The sequence below is a fragment of the Pantoea sp. AS142 genome (assembly GCF_037152305.1).
Taxonomy (GTDB): Bacteria; Pseudomonadota; Gammaproteobacteria; order Enterobacterales; family Enterobacteriaceae; genus Pantoea.
The window spans coordinates 490,768-512,812 of record NZ_JBBCMO010000002.1; the positions used below are offsets into that span (position 1 = coordinate 490,768).

Here is a 22,045-nt window from a genome sequence, read left to right on the forward strand (position 1 = left end):
ATGGTAAACCATATTCCGGCACGTCTGAAGTTCAGGGTTTAGCTCGCCTGACGTCGCTTTGTAGCCGTCAGGCAGAAACGACCGCCGCATCAGAGGCACGAAACCGTACTGGTGGTATCCGTGTCGATTCTGAAAACGGAAGCCGTTACGTATTTTCTCACGGCGTCACTCGCGCCACCCGCAATTCATTTCATCCTATGAACGCTGCACCTTTTCTATCTGACGAATCTGACGAATCTGACAATGCCGACCCGCCGCCCTGGTCCGATTACCAGGCCGTTTAGAGACCCCCTTCAGTTCATACTTTTTTTCAATTTATTCAAACCTTCACAACGCTTTTGCCGTAAAACGTGCGGCTGTTTCCGTTTCGTTTTAGAAACGTTCTTTCCCGTGCAATTAAGGATGAAGTGTTGAAAAGGCGTCTGCTGTTCACCGTTACCGCTACTGTTTTTTGGGCCTCGCTGGCCCAGGCTGATGCGATCCCCTTTCCTGTGACGCCACCGGCTATTGATGCGGCTTCCTGGGTGCTGATGGATGCCATCACCGGGCAGGTTCTGACCGCGGGTAATCCCGATGAACGCCGTAATCCCGCCAGTCTGACCAAACTGATGACCGGTTACGTGGTTGACCGCGCTATCGACCAGAAGAAAATCAGCCGTGACGACATGGTCACGGTCGGAAAGGATGCCTGGGCAGCGGGTAATCCGGCGTTCAAAGGCTCCTCGCTGATGTTCCTGAAGCCAGGCGATAAGCTGAGCGTCCGGGATTTAAGCCGTGGCGTGATCATCGATTCCGGTAACGACGCCTGCGTTGCGCTGGCTGACTATGTGGCGGGCAGCCAGGCGAACTTCGTCGGTATGATGAATCACTATGTTGAGACGCTCGGCCTGCAGAATACCCATTTTGAAACGGTTCATGGTCTGGATGCACCGGGTCAGTTCTCCAGCGCGCTCGATATGGCGAAACTGTCACGCGCCATCATTGATGGTGAGCCTGACTTTTATGCCATGTACAGTGAGAAGACCCTGACCTGGAACGGCATTACCCAGAACAACCGTAATGGTCTGCTGTGGGACAATAATCTGCACGTCGATGGTCTGAAAACCGGTCACACTGAGACCGCGGGCTTTAATATCATCGCCTCGAATGTGGTGGGGAAACATCGCCTGATCGCCGTCGTCATGGGCGGTAAAAGCCCGAAAGGCCGTGAAGAGCAGGCGCGTAAGCTGCTGGTCTGGGGCCAGAACACCTTTGACACCGTTCAGCTGTTCCATTCTGGTAAGAAGATTGGCAGCGAAAACGTCTGGTACGGCAACCCTCATCAGGTTGACGTTGGTACAGCAGAGGATGTTTATCTGTCGCTGCCGCGCAGTGAAGTTCAGAACGTGAAGGCGAAATACATCATCGATCGCAAAGATCTGGAAGCGCCGCTAAAAGCTAACGAAGTGATTGGTGAAATTCAGGTGATGGATAAAGATCAGCCGATTGCCCACTATCCGCTGGTGGCGCTGAGTGCGGTTGAACCTGCAGGCGTCATCACCCGCCTGACCGATTATTTCAGGCAGAAGTTCTGATTCGCAGACTGACAGCACTAACAGGGGTAGCCTGCGGGCTGCCCGTTTTCACATCCCGGCGGCTTGATCTCAGCGTGTTACTGGTAGCTGATAAAGGTTAAATGGCCGTGACAGGTTGTTTTAACTTCCGGGCAGCAATGTGAGGTAGATGTTGATAATTGTAAACGAACGTCAAAACTGTTTTGAAATATCCGACTCGCGCTAAGCCTGAGCCACGTTCAGGGTTAAGATAGCCACATCATGTTCCCGCAACCGGAAAGCCACATTGCGTCCCGATAAGCCCATCTCAAAACTGGAGTTCTGGTTTTATCGCCATTACCGCTCCGTCCACGGCGTGCGCATTGCCATCGCCTTCTTACTCTGCTTCATCTTTGTCCGGGCGACCGGTATTCCTGAAGGCACCTGGCCGCTGATTACGCTGGTGGTGGTGATGGGACCCATCTCCACCTGGGGAAATGTCTTTCCTCGTGCGCTGCAGCGCATCTGCGGCACGGTAGCCGGGTCAATTTCTGGTCTGATTGCCCTTAAACTGGAGTTGATCTCGATGCCGATGATGCTGGCCTGGTGCGGCACTATCATGGTGATCAGCGGCTACCTGACGCTGGGCAAACATCCCTACATGGCGCTGTTGATCGGGATTACGTTGAGCGTGGTGGTGGGGGCGCCAACGGGCGATTTTACAGTAGCACTGTGGCGCGGCGGGGATGTGATTCTGGGATCGCTGATGGCGCTGCTGTTTACCGCTATCTGGGCGCAGCGTGCCTATACACACTGGCGCATTCAGCTCTCTGACGCGCTGGCGGAAATGGCAAAGATCTATTACGCCGGCTTCTCGCCCAATCTGCTTGAAAAGCCGCGCCTCAATAAGCCGCTGGGCAAATTGCTGAGCAGCGTGATCAAAATGCGGGCATTGCTGGAGCCATCGAGCAAAGAGACGCGCATCCCGAAGTCGGTGCTGGAAGCGATCCAGACCATCAACCGTAATATGGTTTACACCATTGAGATGCAGATTAATGCCTGGTGGGCATCGCGCGAGAGCCATCTGATTATGCTTAACGCACCTGCATTACGTCGCACGCAGCAGATGACCAGGAACACACTGCGGGCGCTGTCGGTCATGGCGATTGAGGGTGAAACCGAGGAAGTAATTGCCAACAGCCATGTGCTGACTGAAATCAGTGGCGAACTGCGGCGACTGATTGCCGAAGCCGGCAGCGAGGGTCTGGAAGAGACGCCGATCTACGGTTACGTCTGGCTGACGCTGGAACTGGCGAAACAGCTTGAGCGGATGACCGATCTGATGCGGATGGCGCTGCGTAAATAATCACCTCAGACAATGACTTAATGTGAAACCGGGTTTCTTTGCGCTAAGATAAGAGCCAGTCTGAATTTAGCTGTGACAATTGCTTACCAGGCGGGCTAGCCGCTAAGCTGATCGTTTTGACTCTCTCCCTGCGTCAGCAGGCTCAAAGAAAGGTGCCATCATGGAAAATGCCAAGCAATCATTTCAGGACGTACTGGAGTTCGTACGTATGTTCCGCCGCAAAAACAAACTACAGCGCGAAATTGTCGATAACGAGAAGAAAATCCGCGACAACCAGAAGCGCGTGCTGCTGCTCGACAACCTGAGCGAATATATCAAACCCGGCATGAGCGTTGAGGCTATCCAGGAAATCATCGCCAGCATGCGTGTGGATTATGAAGATCGCGTGGATGAGTACATCATCAAAAACGCCGATCTGTCGAAAGAACGTCGCGAACTGTCGAAAAAGATCAAAGCCATGGGCGTGGGCGAACACCCGAAAGCGTAAAAGCGCAATGCGAGGCGCTAACGCCCCTTACGTGCCATGCGAACCCGCATCCACTCCGGTGGGGCGGGTTTTTTTATTGCCCGCGTCAGCGTAGAGGGAAAGGGGTTATTTGCCCGCCAGCCTGCGGGCAATCACCTGTAACTGTTGGGACAGCGCCATTAAGTCGCCCCGCTGATCAGCCGGCGGGGCGGTGGTCTCCCGGATCACCAGAGCGGTTTCCAGCGCGTTGCGTGAGGCCTCTTTTCCCTGCAGCCCGGCCAGCATCCGCTCGACACTCTGTGCGCCAAGATAGTGTAAATCCTGCCGCACCGTGGTCAGCGGCGGCTGATACCATGCGCTCTCGGCGGTATCGTCATAGCCAATCACCGAGATCTCGCCAGGTATTGCCACGCCATACTGATGTAGCGCCCGCATTGCACCCAGTGCCATCTGATCGTTCGCCACCAGCAGCGCCTGCGGCAGATTGTCGGGTAATTGTGCCAGCAGCGCCTGATAACCCGACTGCGCGCTCCAGTCGCCGCGCAGGGAACAATGCGGCGTTAACTGATGATCGGCCAGCGCCTGACGCCATGCGTTTTCACGCTGACACGCCGAAACCGCGCGCAGCGGCCCGTTTAGCAGGCCAATCTGACGATGCCCCAGCGCCACCAGATGCTCAACGGCGGCCCGTGCGCCCGACTCATTTGGATACTGACACTGCGCCACTGCCGCGTGGGGGTCGACATCCAGAAACAGCACCGGCTTGCTGCCGCACAGCAGCTGGATCTGTTGTGCCTCATCCGCCTCCAGCGGCAGGTTGATCAGCAGCCCATCGACCCGCTGTGCCAGCAGTTCATTCACAGTGGCGGCCGCATCGTGACGACTGTCCATGGCGATTACCAGATGATAACCCGCCTCAGCGGCACGCTGCTGAATCGCCGAAGCGATCTGCGCCGGTGCCATCAGGGCCAGGTCGCTGGTGGCCAGGCCCAGGGTGAGCGTCGCCTTACCCGCCAGCTGCTGCGCCACACGATTTGGCACATAATTGAGCTGCTGCATCGCCGCCTCAACCCTTTCCCGCGTGCGGGCTGACACCTGTTCAGAACGATTTAAAACACGTGAAACAGTTTGATATGAGACGCCGGCAAGTTGCGCGACATCATCGAGGGTCACAGAGCGGGAAGTCATTGAACTCTCCAAAAGGTGAAGCGACGAGTGTAGCAAATTTTCCTGCTGCGCTGCTGCTGCACACCACACTTTCGCCTCCACGCAAACCAGGGCCGCTGCGGCACCCGATCAGCACACTCTGGCGGCAGGCGTGGTAATTAACGCTGCTGCAAATAAACCTGCAGATTAACATCCACCGCGTTCAGCAGCGGCGTGGCCAGGCCGTTACGCTTCGCCCGCAGCAGCAGGTCGCCTATCACCTGGTCGGCTTCGATATCAAAGCCCTGGGTTAAATCGCGGTACATCGAGGAGGTCATCGGGGTCGCCGGATTACTTAACAGTTCAAAAATGCGGGCGGTAGCCGCCGGGCGCGGCTGATAGCCTTCAGCCGTCATGACTGACAGAACCTCCGTGAAAATCCCCTGTAACAGCGCTTCGCCCCCGCGGGAGCGGAGTATCTGTTGGGTATCGCCGCGCGCCAGACAGCAGACTGCGCCGAGCGTGCTTAGCAGCAGCCACTTTTCCCATAGCTCATCCATAATGTTATCGCTGAATCGGGTATCGACATGGCCGTCGCGCAGCGCCGCATCAATCCGATGCAGTCGTGCATCCTTGTTGCCGTCCAGCGCGCCGTAAAAAAGCTGATGCAGCGGCGTCATCTGGATCACTTCACCCTTATCACCCAGCGTGGCGTTGATTTTGCACAGGCCGCCAATCACCTTATCTTTGCCGAAACGCTGTTGCAGCGTCGCGATGTGCCGCATTCCGTTCAGAATCGGTAAAATCAGCGTTTCAGGGCCGACCGCAGGCGCAATATCACCCATCACCTGATCAAGAGCAAAACTCTTCACCGTCACGATGATCAGGTCGTAGTGACCCGTCAGTGTGCTGGCCTGGGTCAGGTGCGGCTGTAATGTTTCAGTACCCTGCGGCGTCTGCAACACCAGACCGCTGGCCTTGAGTTGCTGATAACGGCGCTCACGAACCAGAAAAGTCACGTCCTGGCCCGCCTGAGCCAGCCGTGCGCCAAAATATCCGCCGGTCGCGCCGGCACCTGCTATCAGAATGCGCATCCTACTCTCCCTCCGCTGAAAACCTCTACCTTAGAACGCCGTGAACGGGCTGACCAGTCTTCACCTCGGTTAGCACACCTCGGGGAGTGTGAAATAACAGGCCAGGAACGCGTGTGCAGGAAGGAAAGGCGGTCAGAAAAACAGATTTTACCGGCCAGGCAGGTGGAACAACATGTGGGGGGGATCAGAGTCGGGTAACGCCCAGGGCGGCGGCCTGCTGTTCCCACGCCAGCACGTCCTGGTAAGCGTCCCGCTGCACCGGGCTGAATCCACTAATCAGATTGTCGTCGCAGACGCTGCGCCAGGCGGGTTCGCTCACCAACTGATGCATCGCCGTGCGGAGTGTCTTCAGGCGGGCCGCTGATGTCGAGGCTGCCGTGATTAGCGGCAATCCGGGCGTGGCTGGCGTCTCACCAATGATATGCAGACCGCGCAGCGCATCCGGCGCATAGCGCGCCAGCAGCGCCCAGCTCACACAGTCGATAGCCGCGATATCTGCCTGTGAATCACGCAGCGCCGCCAGCGACTGACGATGCCCGCCGCTCAGCAGCAGCTGTGAAAAGGTCACGCCCTGACGCGCCGCCACAAACCGCAGCGCGTTATAGCCGGAGTGAGAATCCAGGCTGTTAGCTACCGCCCGCTGGCCGTTAAAATCGGTCAGCGTCGCCTGTTTATCCCGCGCCACCAGCCAGCTGCGATAATTGCGACCGGTGCAGCCCGGAGCCTGATAATGAAAGGTGCCAACCAGTTGAACCCCAGGAAGCAGGCTGACCAGCGGATAGCCGCAGGTCTGGCTCAGCAGCAACTGGTCATCCTGCCAGTGTGACAGCAGAGTGTCAGGCCAGACTGGCTGCGCGGCTACACCGCGCTGCGCCAGCAGCGTAACCACAGCCTGCATCAGTGCCCGCGTGGCAGGCGGATGGAGGGCATACATGGGCAAAGCGAGCAGATTATTCATGGGTTTTCTCCCCTGAGCGGCCCGGATGGGCATTGACGCTAACCGGTCTGACCCGGCACTGACGCAGCCAGACCCGATAGCCCGCCACGCGAAAGCCGTGGCTGCGCTGAGAGTCATGCTCACGGTCGCGCAGATAGAGCGGGCGGAGGCCATACCAGGGGACACCGGGAAGGTCGTGATGCACTGAATGGTAGTTCAGATTCAGGAACAGCATGCGCCACGGCCATGCCGCTTCATTATTCACGGCGCGCACCAGCGGATCGTCTGCTGCGCGCGGCTCATACAAGGATCGGACTGTGGTCAGCGCCAGCTACGCGCGTGCGTTAAGCCAGGTGCGCTGCTGCGAAGAGAGATAACCGTTGTGCATGATCCACCTGACAGTGAAAGCGGGAACCTGAACAGTGCGTGAAAGGACGGACAAAGACAAAGTGGATAATCGGCTGAGCTATGTCGAAATTCCTGAATATGGCGCTGAAAGATATTGACTATCAGTGGCGGCGTGGAGGGCGTAACCTTTCTCAATCAAAAATCGCCTTGCACCCACGGGCGTTTACCGCCTGTCAGGAGAAACAGAAATGAAAAACATTGGCTTCTTATCCTTTGGTCACTGGACGCCTTCGTCGCAGTCCGCTACCCGTACCGCGCAGGATGTGTTATTGCAATCGATCGACTTAGCGGTCGCTGCCGAAGAGCTGGGCGCGGATGGCGCTTACTTCCGTGTCCACCATTTTGCCCGTCAGCTCAGCTCGCCGTTTCCACTGCTGGCTGCTGTGGCAGCCCGTACCAGCAAAATTGAGATCGGCACCGGTGTCATCGATATGCGCTACGAAAATCCGCTCTACATGGTGGAAGACGCCAGTGCGGCAGATCTGATCTCAAATGGCCGTCTGCAACTGGGTCTGAGCCGCGGTTCACCTGAGCAGGTGATCGATGGCTGGCGCTACTTTGGTTTTGAACCGAAAGCGGGTGAAAGCGATGCGGATATGGGCCGTCGTCACACCGAGGAATTTCTGGAGGTGCTACGCGGCGAGGGCTTTGCGAAGCCAAATCCACAGCCGATGTTCCCTAATCCACCGGGCCTGCTGCGTCCTGAACCGCTCTCTGAAGGTCTGCGTGACCGCATCTGGTGGGGTTCCGGCTCCAACGCCACCGCAGAATGGGCGGCAAAAATGGGCATGAATCTGCAAAGTTCCACCCTGAAGGATGATGAGACCGGCGAGCCATTCCACATTCAGCAGGCGAAGCAGATCCGCGCTTACCGTGAGGCCTGGAAAGCGGCGGGGCATCAGCATGCGCCACGCGTCTCCGTCAGTCGCAGCATCTTTGCATTGGTGAATGATAGGGACCGCGCCTACTTTGGCCGCAGCGGTAACGATCAGGATTCGGTTGGCTTTCTTGATGAGAAAACCCGCGCCATCTTTGGCCGAAGCTATGCCGCCGAGCCTGAGGTGTTAATTAAGCAACTGGCGCAGGATGAGGCAATAGCCGAAGCAGATACGCTGCTGCTCACCGTGCCTAATCAGCTTGGTGTCGCCTACAACGCCCATGTGATTGAGACGATTCTGAAGTACGTCGCCCCGGAACTCGGCTGGCGTTAACCGATGCCACAGCGCCCGCCTCAGGCGGGCGCTATCGGATTAACAGCGTCTGCGGCAATGTCGCTGTCTCTTTAAGCCCTCTGGCGTGGCCAGGTTATCTTCCTGGCTTTTCCCCGTTCTTCCGCGCTGTCTCTCCTGATGAAGCCAGATTTTCCTGTCAGTAACCGCCGCCGCGCGCAATCCCACTCAGTTCGTCCGTTTATCTGCTTTGCCGTCGCCTGATTCTGATGTGCGCATTCGGTTTGCTCGTGGTGGCATAGTCAATCTGCAACAAATGTAACAAGCCGGTTGTGCATCCGGAACAGTGGGAATAATCTGATGACGGCCTGAGCCGCTTCGCTGTGGATTACGCAGGGAATTGCCGGTTATGCCATCGTTGGAAGCTGTTAAAAATAGTTGTATTCAAAGGGATAAGCTATCAAACATATAGGAGCAGACAGGTGTGCGATCCTGTTAATCCTCTATAGAGTAGCGATGAAAATACAAAAAAGAGGTGTGACCATGAGCAATTCCGTTGATGAAGATGCAAAAGATGCAAAGCCGATTGTCGAAGCCGACCGCGAAGTGCCGGCGGGCAAATGTCCTTTTCATGCGGGTAAGCCAACTCAGGCAAACCAGGCTCCGGGCGGCGGCACAACCAACCGCGACTGGTGGCCTAATCAACTCCGGGTTGATCTGCTGAATCAGCACTCATCTCGTTCGAACCCGCTTGATGAAACCTTCGATTACCGTAAAGAATTTGCCGGATTAGATTACCCCGCACTGAAAGCTGATATAAAAGGTTTGCTTACTGAGTCACAAGCCTGGTGGCCTGCTGACTGGGGCAGCTATATCGGCCTGTTTATTCGCATGGCCTGGCACAGCGCCGGAACCTATCGCTCCGTGGACGGACGCGGTGGTTCAGGCCGTGGTCAGCAACGCTTCGCGCCGTTAAACTCCTGGCCAGACAACGTCAGCCTGGATAAAGCGCGCCGTTTACTGTGGCCGATTAAACAGAAATATGGCCAGAAGATCTCCTGGGCTGACCTCTATATTCTGGCGGGTAACGTTGCGCTGGAAAACTCCGGCTTCCGTACCTTCGGCTTTGGTGCCGGCCGTGAAGATGTCTGGGAACCGGATATGGATGTGAACTGGGGCGAAGAAGCGGCCTGGCTGGAACATCGTCACCCGGAATCTCTGGCTCAGTCGCCACTGGGTGCCACCGAGATGGGTCTGATCTACGTGAACCCGGAAGGGCCTGAACACAGCGGTGATCCTGCCTCTGCTGCCCCGGCGATTCGCGCCACCTTTGGCAACATGGGCATGAACGACGAAGAGATCGTGGCATTAATCGCGGGTGGACATACGCTGGGCAAAACCCACGGTGCCGCACCAGCCAGCCACGTCGGTGTCGATCCGGAAACCGCTCCGATTGAAGCGCAGGGCCTGGGCTGGGTTAACAGCCACGGTACGGGCGTCGGCGCAGATGCGATTACCTCCGGCCTGGAAGTGATCTGGTCTCAGACGCCAACCCAGTGGAGCAACTACTTCTTCGAGAACCTGTTCAAATATGAGTGGGTTCAGACGCGCAGCCCGGCGGGTGCCATCCAGTTTGTAGCGGCGGATGCACCGGAAATTATCCCGGATGCCTTTGACGCTGCGAAGAAACATAAACCGACCATGCTGGTGACCGATCTGACGCTGCGTTTTGACCCGGAGTTTGAAAAAATTTCGCGTCGTTTCCACAACGATCCGCAGGCCTTCAACGAAGCCTTTGCCCGTGCCTGGTTCAAACTGACTCACCGTGATATGGGGCCAAAAGCGCGCTACATCGGACCAGAAGTTCCCCAGGAAGATCTGATCTGGCAGGACCCGCTGCCTGCACCGGTTTATCATCCAACCGTGGCAGATATCGCCCAGCTGAAAGAGAAAATTGCGTCATCCGGCCTCAGCGTCAGCGAGCTGGTGTCAGTTGCCTGGGCCTCAGCATCTACTTTCCGTGGCGGCGACAAACGTGGTGGGGCCAACGGTGCCCGTCTGGCATTGCTGCCGCAGCGTGAGTGGGACGTCAATGCTGTCGCGGCACGCGTACTGCCGACGCTGGAAGCCATCCAGCGCGAAGCACACAAAGCTTCACTGGCGGATGTGATCGTGCTGGCGGGTGTGGTTGGCGTTGAGCAGGCGGCGAAAGCGGCGGGTGTATCGATTGAGGTGCCATTTACGCCGGGCCGTGTCGATGCGCGTCAGGATCAGACCGACATTGAGTCGTTCGATCTGCTGAAACCGCGTGCCGATGGTTTCCGTAATTACGGGACGGGTTTCGGCAAAACCACCACCGAAAATCTGCTGATTGATAAGGCGCAGCAGCTGACCCTGACCGCGCCAGAGTTAACAGTGCTGGTGGGCGGGATGCGTGCGCTGGGGGCAAACTTCGATGGCAGCCAGCACGGTATCTTCACGCATAATCTGGGATCGCTGAACACCGATTTCTTCGTGAATCTGCTGGATATGCGCACCGAGTGGAAAGCCACCGATGACACCAATGAGAAATTCATTGGACGCGATCGCGTCAGCGGCGAAACGCGCTTCACCGCCACCCGCGCCGATCTGGTGTTTGGTTCTAATGCGGTGTTACGCGCCTCGGCGGAAGTCTACGCCAGCAGCGACGCCCGCGAAAAATTCGTCAAAGACTTTGTTGCCGCCTGGACCAAAGTGATGAATCTGGATCGGTTTGATATCTGATAGCCGTGAATGTTGTAAAGGCTGAAACCCGCTAACACGCTACTGCACCCTAAAAGTTGGAAGTCCGACTGATTAAGGTGCAGTTTTTTTTGAGCGCTATTCTTCTGAATGCAGGGTCGGGTTGGCGAGTCCGGATACGGAAGCTGTGCCGCGATTCTTTCATCGTATTTGGCGTAATCCTTTGTATCTCCCAAACTGTTTTTTACGCTCATCCTGACGAAAATTCGTTCCCTACGCTTTGTCACACTCAGGAGGGGCTTTATGTTTATCACGCGTCTTAAAAACGTCGGTGGAGCTGTCATGCTGACGGTTCCTCCCGTCGTTCTGAAAATGCTGTCGTTGTCGACAAACCGCGACGTCGGTCTGACTATTGATAATGGTCTTGATCGTTAAGCCGCACAATCGTCCGCAATATTCGCTTGAGGAACTGCTGGCGTAATGCGATCCGGATGCCGAAATGAGCAAAGAGGATCGGGAATGGATTGATGCGCCTGCAGTGGGTAAGGAGAACCGGTAAGTGGAGAGGAGAAATCTGGCTGGTAACGCTCGACCACACCGCGGGTCATGAACAAAGTGGAAAGCGTCCGGTTCTTATCGTCTCTCCGGCCTCGTTTAACACGTTCACCCGGTTACCGATTGTGGTGCCGATCACCAGCGGCGGAAACGTTGTCCGCGCAGCAGGTTTTACCGTTTCACTGGATGGGGCGGGGTGCAGGAAAACGGGCGTTATTCGCTGCGATCAGCCCAGAACACTGGATATGCAGGCCCGCGAAGGCAGGCGACTTGAGCGACTTGCAGAAACTATCGTGAATGACGTGCTGGCCCGGCAGGAAGCCATTCTGAACTGAATATCTGATGCGGCTACAAAAACCAATAAAAAGCCCGCTCAGGTTTCCCTGAGCGGGCTTTTCGAATTTGGCTCCTCTGACTGGACTCGAACCAGTGACATACGGATTAACAGTCCGCCGTTCTACCGACTGAACTACAGAGGAATCGTTTGAACGGGGCGCATAGTAACGGCCTCCTCGGGCCATGTCAAAGCTCTTTTTCACAAATCTGCACGACTGCTGAAATAGTCACCACTATGCTGTTTTAAGCCATGAAAGAACGGCCTGCACGGCAGAGGCACCGGACAAAATGCGACAGGGAAAACTGAGGTGTTTATGAGGTGTTCTGGTGCTGCAGACCCCTTGCCAGACGGCAGGAGGCGTGATTTAGCCGGATAGTTTTTAACTGCCGTCACAAAGTCTTGATTCTCGCTTTGTCAGCGACAGAAATGACACTTAAATTCCGTTTCAACCCTGAACTGAAGCTGTGGAGTTGAAATGAACAAAGTCAGAATCGGCATGATTGGCAGTGGCTATATCGGGCGCTGCCACGCGATTGCCTATGCCCAGGCCCCCACTGTATTTGCGCTGAAAGGCGAAATCGTGCGGGAGATGCTGGCCGAAGTGAATCCTGAGCTGGCGGCCCGACAGGCGGCGACCTTTGGTTTCGCGCGTTCTACAGGCGACTGGCGCGCGCTGGTCAGCGATCCGGCGATTGATGTGGTGGATATCTGCGCCCCCAACTTTCTGCATAAAGAGATGGCGCTGGAGGCGATACGACACGGCAAACACGTCTATTCTGAAAAGCCGCTGTCGTTAAGCGTGGCGGATGCGCAGGAGATGGTGGCGGCAGCCAAGGCGGCAGGGGTCAAAACCCTGGTCGGTTTCAATTACATGAAAAACCCGACCAGCCAGCTGGCGAAAGAGATCATTACCCGTGGTGAGATTGGTGACGTGGTGCATTTCTACGGCACCCATAACGAAGATTACCTCGCCAGACCGGAAACGCCACTCGACTGGCATTGCCAGAAAGCGCTGGCCGGTCTCGGGGCGCTGGGCGATCTGGCCGCACATATCGTCAATATGGCGCACTATTTGGTTGGTGACATTGCTGAGGTAAGTGGGGACATGATGACGGTGATTACCTCACGGCCCGATCCAAAAGCACCTGCGCGGCAATTACCGGTAGAAAACGAAGATCAGGCCAGTGCGCTGCTGCGTTTCTGCAATGGTGCGCATGGCGTGATTGAAACTTCACGCATTGCCTGTGGCGCAAAAATGGGCCTGACCTATGTCGTCACCGGCACCAAAGGCACGCTGCGCTACACCCAGGAACGCATGGCGGAGCTGGAGCTTTATCTGCATGACGACCCTGCCGGGCGGCAGGGTTTTAAAACGCTGCTGACCGGGCCAGCACACCCTGACTACGCGAACTTCTGTGTATCAGCCGGTCATGGCATCGGCTTTAACGATCAAAAAACGGTGGAGATCCGTGACCTGATTAACGGCATCGCCGCAGGCGATCGCATGTGGCCCGATTTTGCCGAGGGATTGCAGGTTCAGAAGGTGCTGGAGGCGATTGCACACTCAGCAGAGCAGCGCCGCTGGATTGAGGTGTAGGGCTGAGTCTGAAGAGAGTAAAAAGGGGGGGTAAAGTAAAGGGCCGCTGTTGATTCAACCCCCGGCGGGCAGGGCGGGAAACGGTGGCTTCCCGCCCACGTTGAGTCAGATCAGGCCACTTTTCTCCCACCACAACTTATCCAGCGCATAAAAGCGATCGCGTTGACTCTCAGGCTGGCTGAGATCGCGTTTCCATGGCTTTGCCAGAATATAGTGCAGGTTCTTCACCTCATTACACTGCCAGAGACCGCTATGCTGGAATGGCAGCGTCTTTAATGCATTGTAGATATAAGAGAGGGGCTTCCAGCGGTCGGCAAACACTTCATTTAGCAGGTCCTGTTCGGAGAAGGGATAGGCGCTGAGATCATCAATGGCAGCAATCCGCTTTTCCAGTGCGTCGAACACCGCATTGTCGGGCTTAAGCACCAGAAAACCGCCGTTCAGGTAGAAGTCCACATTATCAGGCGCGGTTTCACCGCGTGCCTGCCAGGTGTAGTGGCACTGCTCTGGCTGCCATTCTGCCGGATAAGAGGCAATCCGGTTTGGATTACAGCGACAGGCATGACAGGCGGCCAGCGGGTTATCCCCCAGATCCAGGGTAAACAGCTCATCCATGTTTTTAACTACCAGCATATCGGCATCCAGAAATACCACGCGCTCATAATCAGTAAGCTGCCAGGCGCGCAGCTTAGTCCAGACTTCGCCGAACTGCGCCGATGCATAGTGCTGATCCAGATCGTCACATGGATAGAGTGGCTCGACCGGCTGAATCACGCAGCCCGCATCCTGCAGAATCTGACAGTCAGACGCTGAAATCGCCTGCGTGGTCATCACCACCAGCGGCCACTGGCTGTGGCTCTGTTGCAGCGATCGGTGAAGCGCTTTCACGCCCACCAGATAATCGGGTTGTGTTAAAAGCGTTACCCAGGCAAACATAGCTTTCCTCAATCAGTCAAAAGTGGCGTGATGTAGTCGTTACCCAGCCGGCCCTGAGGATCGAGCTGGTTGCGCAGGGCGCGGAAGGCGTCCCACTGCGGATAAATCTCACGCCAGTTATAGCGTTCTTCATCGTAATATTTGCCCCAGTGCGGGCGTCCACCCTCTTCGGCCAGCAGTTTTTCCACTTCAGTCAGAAAGTGCAGCCCCTCTTGTGACAGCGAGCCATCGTCGGCGTAATAGACGACAAAGCCAAAAAAGCAGGTTGGCTGATCAGCTGCCGGGCTGAGCCAGGCCGACGATGCGCCGGTGCAGCGCAGAATAATCGGGTAGTGCATATGCGGACGGTGCTCTGCATACCACTGCTTAATCCGGCGGATAATGGCGGGGGTTTTTGCCAGGGGTACGCCGATTTCCACATTGATCTGCGGCACCGCTATGCCGCGGCAAAAGAGCTGGTAAATGTCACCGGTAACATCAGTGAAGTCGCGAAAACGGGTAACGGTGCGAAACTGTTTGCCGCCTTTGCCCTGAATCTGAGTATCGCGGTGCATATGTGCCAGTGTCTGATCGATGGTGTCATTGAGGCTGTCATCACCCTCACCGTCATGTTCCACCACCTGACGACCCTGCGCTTCATAGCGCTGACGCTCATCGTCACTCGCCTCATGAGCATTCCAGAAATGCATCAGGTTGTCATCGACGAACCACCAGGCTTTGCTCAGCGGATAGTCGTTGTTCCAGCGCAGCAAATCCTCTTCAAGGGTATCGGCGGAGACGGCATTTTTGTGGCAGGTGAAGATGCAAAGCGGCTCGGTACGCAGCGTTACCGCCGTAACAATCCCTAATGCGCCCAGTGACACCTGCGCTGCCGGGAAGTCAGCTTCGCCACGAACAAATTCGCGCACGCTGCCATCAGCCAGCACCATTCTGATTGCCAGCGCTTCGTCGGCAATCGAACTCTGCTGCAAACCCTGGCCGTGCGTTCCGGTCGCCATCGCGCCCGCCAGCGTTTGAATCGCAATCACGCCTGGCGATGACGCCAGCATACGGTTCATTTCAGTCAGGCTGCGATAGACCTGCTCTAGCGGGGTCGCGCCGCCAAAGGTTACGCTCTGTTCATTACTGGCAAGCTGGCCGCTCAATGCACTGAGATCGAGCAGCACATCGCTCTCGCTGACATGCAGCATACGGCCAGGCGACAGCTTGCTGCCGATCACCCGGATCTGGCCATGGGACTCCCGGATAAGTCTCTGTAATTCCGCTTCACTGGCGGGACGCTGAACCTGATGACGGCTGCCGATTTGTGCATTCTGCGCCCAGTTCCACAGCGCATCGTCATCGGGTTCAATATGGGTCTGGCGAAGCGGATAGAGGCGTGCGGCTCTGCTCACAACAGCATTCCTTTTATAGCAGTTTTATGACAAGTGTTTACTAAGCGTAGACTATGAGGAAGTGCCGCTCTGGCTGCGGGCATTTATTTGCGGATATAGCGTAACGTGGCGGTTACAGCCAGTTGACGATTGCGGCGGATACTCTCTGCTTCGCTGTTATCAGGGCTGAACAGGGCGTTGAACGTATAGCGGTTTGAAACGTGATGAACGCAGATACTGCTGATCAGGCGATGGACATCGATGGTTTGCACATCAGCGATGAATACGCCCTGCTGCTGACCGCGTGCCAGAATGTCATCCAGCAAATCCAGCGCGCTGCGGTTAAGCGCTTTAATCTGCGGTGATTGCGTGATATAGCGACCGCGCAGCAGGTTCTCACTACAGACCAGTCGCATAAAATCGGGATGGGCGACGTGATAATCAAAGCTGGCTTCGACCAGACGGGTCATGGCCAGTTCCGGTTCCATTGCCGCCAGGTTCAGGCCTGTTTCGTGCTGACGTATCTGTTGATAGACCTGCTCCAGTACCTCAATGTAGAGCTGTTCCTTGCTGCCAAAATGATAAACCACCATGCGTTTGGTCGTTTGTGCATGCTCTGCAATCTGTTCCAGCCTGGCACCCTGCATACCAAACTCAGAGAACGTTTTCAGTGCACCTGCGATGATGCGTTTTTTTAGCCCTTCAGGGTCATTTTTACGTTTTGTTATCTCTGACATGATGCTCAGTAAGGTGATTTTGACCGCAGAATGTTAGCACAGTGTTGAGAGGCTGCCCGCAACCACGGGCGAGACAGATGCGGCAACCTGGCACAGCCCAGGCGATTACAGGTATAATCCGGGACAAAATTTCACAGGTTCAGAGACGACAATGACAAAACTCACCTTGCAAGAGCAGATGCTGAAAGCGGGATTAGTGTCCAGTAAAAAAATGGACAAGGTTCAGCGCACAGCCAAGAAATCCAGAGTTCAGGCGCGCGAAGCCAGAGCGGCGGTGGAAGATAATAAAAAAGCGCAGCTTGAGCGGGATAAACAGCTGAACGCGCAGCAGAAGCTGACCCTGCTGTCGAAAGAGTATAAAGCGCAGGTCAAGCAGCTGATCGAAATGAACAAAATCGACGTGGAGCGAGGCAATATCAGCTTCAATTTCACCGACAATAATCTGATTAAAAAAATCATGGTGGATAAGCTAACGCAGACGCAGCTGATCAGTGGGCGTCTCGCCATTGCCCGTCTGGTCACTGATAATAGCGGCGAGAGCCAGTACGCTATCATCCCGGCCAGTGTGGCGGATAAAATTGCGCAGCGTGATGCCAGCGCCATCGTATTGAACAGCGCATTAAGCGAAGACGCTCAGGATGAAGATGATCCGTATGCTGATTTCAAAGTGCCAGATGATTTGATGTGGTAACCACACGCTCACGCATTCAGAAGGGGCTGGCGTCAGAGAGACACATCGCCTCGCCGCTGACAGGATGAACAAACGTCAGTCCGCTGGCGTGCAGCATTAATCTCTTTGCCTTCTCAACACCAGGCAGCAATCGCCCGCCATAAAGATCACAGCCCAGAATCGGGTGCCCCAGTCGCTGACAATGAATGCGCAGTTGATGGGTGCGTCCGGTTTCCGGCATCAGTTCAACCCACGTGACCGGCACCTCATTTCCCTGATCGCCCTGATAATAACCGCGCTGAGTAACCCGGTAGCGTGAGCGCGCGGGTTTGCCCTGAATCGCGCAAATCACCATTCGGGGAAACTGCGCGGGATCTTTAGCAATTGCGGCATCAATCACGCCCGCATCATCGGCAAGGTGTCCGCACAACAGCGCCTGATAGGTTTTTGTCACGCTACGCTGACTGAACTGCTGGCAGAGAGCGGCGTTGATCACCTTGCTCCGTGCGATCACCATCAACCCGGAGGTGCCAAAATCGAGCCGGTGAACCAGCGTGCAGCCAGGAAAATGTTTCACCAGTCGATGATGCACTGAGTCGAGGTTTTGCGGGTTTTTGCCCGACAGGCTTAGCAGCCCACTGGGTTTATTGATCACCAGCAGATGTTCGTCCTTGTAGAGCAGGGTTATCTCGTTATGACAGGGAGGGGCAATAAACGTATCGATAATCGCAGACATCAGGCAACCGGAAAGTGAATGGCAGCGGATCATACCTGATTGCCTGACCGCTGACGAATTGGCGGCAGAGGAGGCGCAAGTTGTCTGACTGAGAAATGAGAAACGACGGTGCCGGTCACCTTCCGGTAGAATGCGCTGTTCTGCGTCAGCATTATCATTCCCCTCAGAATTATGATTGCCGGACACCCCCTCCACTGAGGAGTGATTCACCGCCGTTTCACATCCAGCTGCCGGTGTGCCCGCTAGTGAAGCGTTGGCGAAGAAAAGCGACACAGGGCCGTCAGATGAGAATAAAGAACTTAACAGCCGGGTGCGCATCGAATGGCGCCTTGTCGGTGCGGTGCTGATCTGTTCCCGTAGCCGGATGATGCAACAGCAGATGGCTGTGTGTTTTATGCTTTGCAGAACGGAACGCCAAACGACCGATAATGTCAGGCGTGACTGGCTGAAAAATTATGACCGGTAAAAATCGTTATTGTTCGCCACGCGATCTCCGTACACCTTTTACCTTGTATCACTCTGCCGGATAATTTTCGCGTAATGACTATATCAGGGGGGGGGGCATACAGCCGTTCCTGGGGTTACCTCTTTTTTATTCGTTCGACGCTTCCCCCATCGCTTCTCCACTCTGCGTGACCCCCTGCGTGCCATTGGCCTGATATGACGCTAATCCGCCGTGCGCAGCGAATACGGAGCAAACCGTTGCGGCCAGCAGGGTGAGGAGAATAGAGAGTTTCATGGTGGCGTACTTTCCGCTAGCAGATATAAAACGTAACAGCCTGACAGGATTGACGCGAGACGCAAAGAGAACACTCTGAAACCTGTAAATCTCTGCTTTGCAGATTATTACGCCGGGCGTTTTGATCTATTTCAGGTCAGAAACATCACCCGATACCGCAGTCAAACAAACTCTGCATGTCAGTGCGCCTCGGCGTAGAGCGCGTCACATAAACGGATGGAGATGGGGGCGACAGGGAGGTGGTGCGCCTACAGAGCGTTGTGTGCTGAATTGCCGTTTCGTCATGGCCGCAGAAAAACGTGGTTAACCCAGGAGGCTCTCTTTACATCTTCTTTAATGGCTATTTATTGCATTTTTGCGTGTTTTTCTATGATAAATCCGGGCAGATCCCCGCTTTACGACTACAGTCTCTGGTGAGGTTGTCATCAATTCGTACTAATGGAGGATTTTTCAGTGTTATTTCAAAACGACGAAAAAGGCCACGTCATTATTGGCGAAGCGGCACTCAGCCTTGCCCTGGGTGAGAAAGAAATCAGTATCGCAACACTCTTTACTCAGCTGGGTTGTATGGCGAAATCTGAAAGCAACCCTCATCGGTTGGCGCAAATCTCTGAAGCCAGAAGCTGGTTAAGTAGTTTTAAATCACCGACGATTGCCCTGAAACAAGTGCCGTACCTGCAAACGCTTGCAGGCCTGAACGAAGAGTTGAATTAGCCGTAGGTGAACTGACGCCAGTGGACGTAGTCCGGTTCCGGCCGGAAAACGACGAAGCGAACGACCTCATCGGTTGCGCGAAAGCGTGAACCGGCCGGAGAAACTGTCAGGGAAGACACTTCCTTTATCCATGCTGCAGAACAGGGGCATGGTTCTCTGACCGCTTCCCTTGTTTTGCCGCCCCAACAGCCATCCGGTATTAAACGCACTTCCCGGAAGAGCAGAAAAATCAGGGGTGCTCCCAGTATGACTGATTCTCAAATGTGAAATCCTGCTTCATCGCTTACCAGACACCGTGACCCCGGCCCGGGCTTTGGCCCGCGCACCTTACCGGCGGCAATCAGACGCAGGTTCATCGACGTTTACTGAGCAATGCGGCAAACGTCATCACTGATCATCCGTGCGGGGGTGTCTTCGGGGCGGGATGCCGTTATCAGGCCGGAGAGCGTGACGCCCGATGATCTCAAATCTGGCATAACTGAAACGAAAGCGCACGGCGTGGATCTGCAGACAGGGCAGCCAGCCTTATTGTCGTGAGGCTGGCTGCTCGCCGCATCGTTACGGCGGGTTTAAACGGGTAGTGATTAAAAACTTTCCCAGCTGGCATCTGCGGAGGCGCCGACTGGCGTGCCGGTCACTAAACGCGGCGTTAAGGTCGGTGTGGCGCGACTGAGGCTGTTTTGCCCGGCAGAGAGACGGAATACCGCCACCGTTTTTTCCAGCTCATCGGCCTGAGATTCCAGTGAGCTGGCTGCTGCGGATGACTCTTCAACCAGCGCGGCGTTCTGTTGAGTCGTCGTGTCCATTTCGGCCATCGCCGTGGCAATCTGGGAAATGCCCCGGTTTTGCTCGTCGGATGCAGCAGCAATTTCAGTCATAATAGCGTTGACCTGGCTGACTGAGCGGACGATATCATCCATGGTGGTACCGGCGCGTTCCACAAACTCAGATCCATCATGAACGCGATTAAGTGACTCACGTATCAGCGTTTCAATCTCTTTGGCGGCCAGCGAACTGCGCTGGGCCAGATTTCTGACTTCACCGGCAACCACCGCAAATCCACGCCCCTGTTCACCGGCTCGCGCCGCTTCGACCGCGGCGTTTAACGCCAGGATATTAGTCTGGAAAGAGATGCTGTTGATGACGTTAATGATTTCGCCGATTTTGCCTGAACTCTGGCTGATACTGTTCATGGTCACAATCACATCACGGATAATCTCACCACCGCGCCCGGCATTAACCGACGCGTCTGTCGCCAGCTGGCTCGCATGGTGGGCGTTTTCCGCATTCTGTTTCACCGTCGAAGAGAGCTGTTCCATGCTGGCAGCCGTCTGCACCACAGCCGCAGACTGCTGTTCTGTGCGGGATGAAAGATCGGTATTACCCGCCGCAATTTCCGCCGAGGCACGCGCCACGCTACTGACGCCATCACGTACATTGGTAATGATGCGCTTCAGGCTGCTGTTCATCGCATCGACAGCCTGCATCAACTGACCTAACTCATCACCCCGCGTGGTTTTCAGCGAGACGGTTAAGTCACCGCCAGCGATACATTGCGCCGCATTCAGCGTCTCTTTTAATGGCTGCGTAATGCTGCGGGTAATCCGCCAGGCGAGCAGCAGGCTAAGAACAACACAAATCAGTGCGGCAAAGGCAATGCGCCACTCTGCCTGTTTGATAAAGTCAGCAGATAGCTGAGTCTGGAAGGCAAAGATATCGGACACAACCGCATTCAGTTTCTCGGCGGTGGTGGTCAGGCTCGCTGAATCACTCTTTTCTTTCTCGATTGCATCCACATAGCGTGTCAAAGCCTGTCGCTGCTGCGTAAGGGTGCTGAGCACATTGCGTGATAACTCATTAATCGTCGGCTGGGCGAACGTGTCCAGTTGCTCACTCAGGGTAGTGATAGCGGCGTATTCTGCCATGACCGCCGCTCTGCTCGCCTCGGACGGTTTAGCGAGAAACCCTTTTTCAACATTAGCCGCATCAAACAGCGCGGCGGCAAGGTGCATAACGGGCAGCGCCGCCTCGGGTGTCTGCGCCAGATTGAGAGACTCGAACTGATGCGCCAGACCAATCAGGACGTCCGTTCTAATGGCATCAAAGGCGCTGGTTGTCGCCTGTGCAGAAGTCACGAACTTCTGACGTTGGAACTGATAGTCGTTGAGTAGTTGTCCCATTAACCTCACTTTCTGCTGGCCAATGTCATCCCATTTAAAGGCATTCAGGTGTTTATAAAGGTCATCTAACTCTTTCTGCGCCACAACGTTCTGCGTGGCAAATTTAGGATCCTTGGTGTATTGGTACAGCGTGCGATTAAGGCGCGCTTTGCTCAACGCATTCACCACCTCTACGGTGATAGTTCGCCGGGCAGAGTTGTCTTTAATACTGCGAAAGCAGTCAAAGGCCATAAAGGTAATGGCAAGGGAAGCGGCGATGACGATGATGAAACCGAAACCAAGTTTTTTCCCGATTCTAATATTGGAGATGCGTTGAGTAAGGCCCATCAGTTTCACCCTTAGTGAGGTTTCAGAAGCAGAAAAGAGGCAGTTAAATAATGTCAGTGATAATCTTCTTTATCGACAGTGTGAAATAAATATTTAATTTTATTTATGATTAACAACTGCTGTTGTTAATGCAGTTATCCCTGTTCCTGGCAGAGGTGATGCGGTGGAGGTTCTTTTGGGAATCTATATAACTAATTGATCTTTAATCATAAAAAAAATAATTTTTCATAAGTAAAAAACCTTTGGGTCACCTTGGGAAGAGTTGTTGATCTTGATCAAAACATTAGAGGAATGAGGGTCATGGC

19 protein-coding genes, 1 tRNA gene and 2 pseudogenes are annotated in these 22,045 nt (G+C 55.1%); 10 read left to right on the forward strand and 12 right to left on the reverse strand.

Going from position 1 to position 22,045, the window contains the following annotated elements:
* Positions 1-410: 410 nt before the first annotated feature.
* The 3 genes from dacD (at position 411) to tmaR (ending at position 3,385) form a co-directional block, all read left to right on the forward strand.
* Positions 411-1,574 carry a serine-type D-Ala-D-Ala carboxypeptidase DacD gene (dacD, locus tag WFO64_RS07220; RefSeq protein ID WP_337010259.1) on the forward strand — a complete coding sequence of 388 codons (1,164 nt, stop codon included), beginning with the start codon at positions 411-413 and terminating at the stop codon, positions 1,572-1,574.
* Between the two features lie 265 nt (positions 1,575-1,839).
* Positions 1,840-2,898 (forward strand): FUSC family protein, encoded by a 1,059-nt coding sequence (locus WFO64_RS07225; protein WP_337010261.1) that lies wholly within the window; start codon positions 1,840-1,842, stop codon positions 2,896-2,898.
* 160 nt (positions 2,899-3,058) lie between these two features.
* Entirely contained in the window at positions 3,059-3,385 is a 327-nt protein-coding gene (gene tmaR, locus WFO64_RS07230) for a PTS system regulator TmaR (protein WP_004571340.1), read from the forward strand.
* Between the two features lie 105 nt (positions 3,386-3,490).
* Here the strand turns inward: tmaR and WFO64_RS07235 are convergent, their stop codons facing one another.
* The 4 genes and pseudogenes from WFO64_RS07235 to WFO64_RS07250 all read right to left on the reverse strand — a co-directional run.
* On the reverse strand, positions 3,491-4,552 hold the full coding sequence (locus WFO64_RS07235; protein WP_337010263.1) for a LacI family DNA-binding transcriptional regulator: 1,062 nt from the start codon (positions 4,550-4,552) through the stop codon (positions 3,491-3,493).
* Between the two features lie 137 nt (positions 4,553-4,689).
* A complete protein-coding gene (locus WFO64_RS07240; protein WP_337010265.1) occupies positions 4,690-5,604 on the reverse strand; it encodes a ketopantoate reductase family protein in 915 nt (304 codons plus the stop codon).
* A gap of 184 nt (positions 5,605-5,788) precedes the next feature.
* Positions 5,789-6,562, reverse strand: coding sequence for a phosphate/phosphite/phosphonate ABC transporter substrate-binding protein (locus WFO64_RS07245; protein WP_337010266.1), 774 nt, complete (start codon positions 6,560-6,562; stop codon positions 5,789-5,791).
* Positions 6,555-6,872 (reverse strand): annotated as a pseudogene (locus WFO64_RS07250) (fatty acid desaturase); the annotation flags it as partial. The gene WFO64_RS07245 and the pseudogene WFO64_RS07250, both read right to left, overlap by 8 nt.
* Before the next feature lie 265 nt (positions 6,873-7,137).
* On the opposite strand from WFO64_RS07250, the gene WFO64_RS07255 reads away from it, so the two are divergent.
* The 4 genes and pseudogenes from WFO64_RS07255 (at position 7,138) to WFO64_RS07270 (ending at position 11,729) form a co-directional block, all read left to right on the forward strand.
* Positions 7,138-8,160 (forward strand): LLM class flavin-dependent oxidoreductase, encoded by a 1,023-nt coding sequence (locus WFO64_RS07255; RefSeq protein ID WP_337010267.1) that lies wholly within the window; start codon positions 7,138-7,140, stop codon positions 8,158-8,160.
* Between the two features lie 501 nt (positions 8,161-8,661).
* Complete coding sequence (gene katG, locus WFO64_RS07260; RefSeq protein WP_337010268.1) at positions 8,662-10,881, forward strand: catalase/peroxidase HPI; 2,220 nt, start codon at positions 8,662-8,664, stop codon at positions 10,879-10,881.
* A gap of 261 nt (positions 10,882-11,142) precedes the next feature.
* Positions 11,143-11,398: pseudogene (locus WFO64_RS07265) on the forward strand (AbrB/MazE/SpoVT family DNA-binding domain-containing protein).
* Positions 11,367-11,729: a type II toxin-antitoxin system PemK/MazF family toxin gene (locus tag WFO64_RS07270; protein ID WP_337010269.1), complete on the forward strand. Its 363-nt coding sequence runs from the start codon at positions 11,367-11,369 to the stop codon at positions 11,727-11,729. The pseudogene WFO64_RS07265 and the gene WFO64_RS07270 overlap by 32 nt, the downstream one beginning before the upstream one ends.
* Positions 11,730-11,797: 68 nt before the next feature.
* Here the strand turns inward: WFO64_RS07270 and WFO64_RS07275 are convergent.
* A tRNA-Asn gene (locus WFO64_RS07275) sits at positions 11,798-11,873 on the reverse strand.
* 333 nt (positions 11,874-12,206) lie between these two features.
* Between WFO64_RS07275 and WFO64_RS07280 the strand changes: the two genes are divergently transcribed.
* Positions 12,207-13,328 carry a Gfo/Idh/MocA family protein gene (locus WFO64_RS07280; RefSeq protein ID WP_337010270.1) on the forward strand — a complete coding sequence of 374 codons (1,122 nt, stop codon included), beginning with the start codon at positions 12,207-12,209 and terminating at the stop codon, positions 13,326-13,328.
* Positions 13,329-13,433: 105 nt separating this feature from the next.
* Here WFO64_RS07280 and WFO64_RS07285 read toward each other — a convergent pair whose 3' ends face one another.
* The 3 genes from WFO64_RS07285 to WFO64_RS07295 all read right to left on the reverse strand — a co-directional run bounded on the left by WFO64_RS07285 (position 13,434) and on the right by WFO64_RS07295 (position 16,374).
* Entirely contained in the window at positions 13,434-14,264 is an 831-nt protein-coding gene (locus tag WFO64_RS07285; protein ID WP_337010271.1) for a glycosyltransferase family 8 protein, read from the reverse strand.
* 8 nt (positions 14,265-14,272) lie between these two features.
* On the reverse strand, positions 14,273-15,658 hold the full coding sequence (locus WFO64_RS07290; protein WP_337010272.1) for a D-arabinono-1,4-lactone oxidase: 1,386 nt from the start codon (positions 15,656-15,658) through the stop codon (positions 14,273-14,275).
* Between the two features lie 83 nt (positions 15,659-15,741).
* A complete protein-coding gene (locus WFO64_RS07295) occupies positions 15,742-16,374 on the reverse strand; it encodes a TetR family transcriptional regulator (protein ID WP_337010273.1) in 633 nt (210 codons plus the stop codon).
* A gap of 151 nt (positions 16,375-16,525) precedes the next feature.
* Here WFO64_RS07295 and WFO64_RS07300 point away from each other — a divergent pair, with 151 nt between their 5' ends.
* The gene (locus WFO64_RS07300) at positions 16,526-17,065 is read left to right on the forward strand and encodes a DUF2058 domain-containing protein (RefSeq protein ID WP_337010274.1); all 540 of its coding nucleotides are present in this window, start codon (positions 16,526-16,528) and stop codon (positions 17,063-17,065) included.
* 16 nt (positions 17,066-17,081) lie between these two features.
* Here WFO64_RS07300 and WFO64_RS07305 read toward each other — a convergent pair whose 3' ends face one another.
* Complete coding sequence (locus WFO64_RS07305) at positions 17,082-17,780, reverse strand: RluA family pseudouridine synthase (protein ID WP_337010275.1); 699 nt, start codon at positions 17,778-17,780, stop codon at positions 17,082-17,084.
* A 592-nt stretch (positions 17,781-18,372) separates the two neighbouring features.
* Positions 18,373-18,519: a hypothetical protein gene (locus WFO64_RS07310; protein ID WP_337010276.1), complete on the reverse strand. Its 147-nt coding sequence runs from the start codon at positions 18,517-18,519 to the stop codon at positions 18,373-18,375.
* A 453-nt stretch (positions 18,520-18,972) separates the two neighbouring features.
* Between WFO64_RS07310 and WFO64_RS07315 the strand changes: the two genes are divergently transcribed.
* The gene (locus WFO64_RS07315; RefSeq protein WP_337010277.1) at positions 18,973-19,233 is read left to right on the forward strand and encodes a hypothetical protein; all 261 of its coding nucleotides are present in this window, start codon (positions 18,973-18,975) and stop codon (positions 19,231-19,233) included.
* On the opposite strand, the gene WFO64_RS07320 is transcribed toward WFO64_RS07315, so the two are convergent.
* Entirely contained in the window at positions 19,230-19,352 is a 123-nt protein-coding gene (locus WFO64_RS07320; protein WP_337010278.1) for a hypothetical protein, read from the reverse strand. The genes WFO64_RS07315 and WFO64_RS07320 overlap by 4 nt on opposite strands.
* 465 nt (positions 19,353-19,817) lie before the next feature.
* The gene (locus WFO64_RS07325) at positions 19,818-21,740 is read right to left on the reverse strand and encodes a methyl-accepting chemotaxis protein (protein ID WP_337010279.1); all 1,923 of its coding nucleotides are present in this window, start codon (positions 21,738-21,740) and stop codon (positions 19,818-19,820) included.
* Positions 21,741-22,045: the final 305 nt, after the last annotated feature.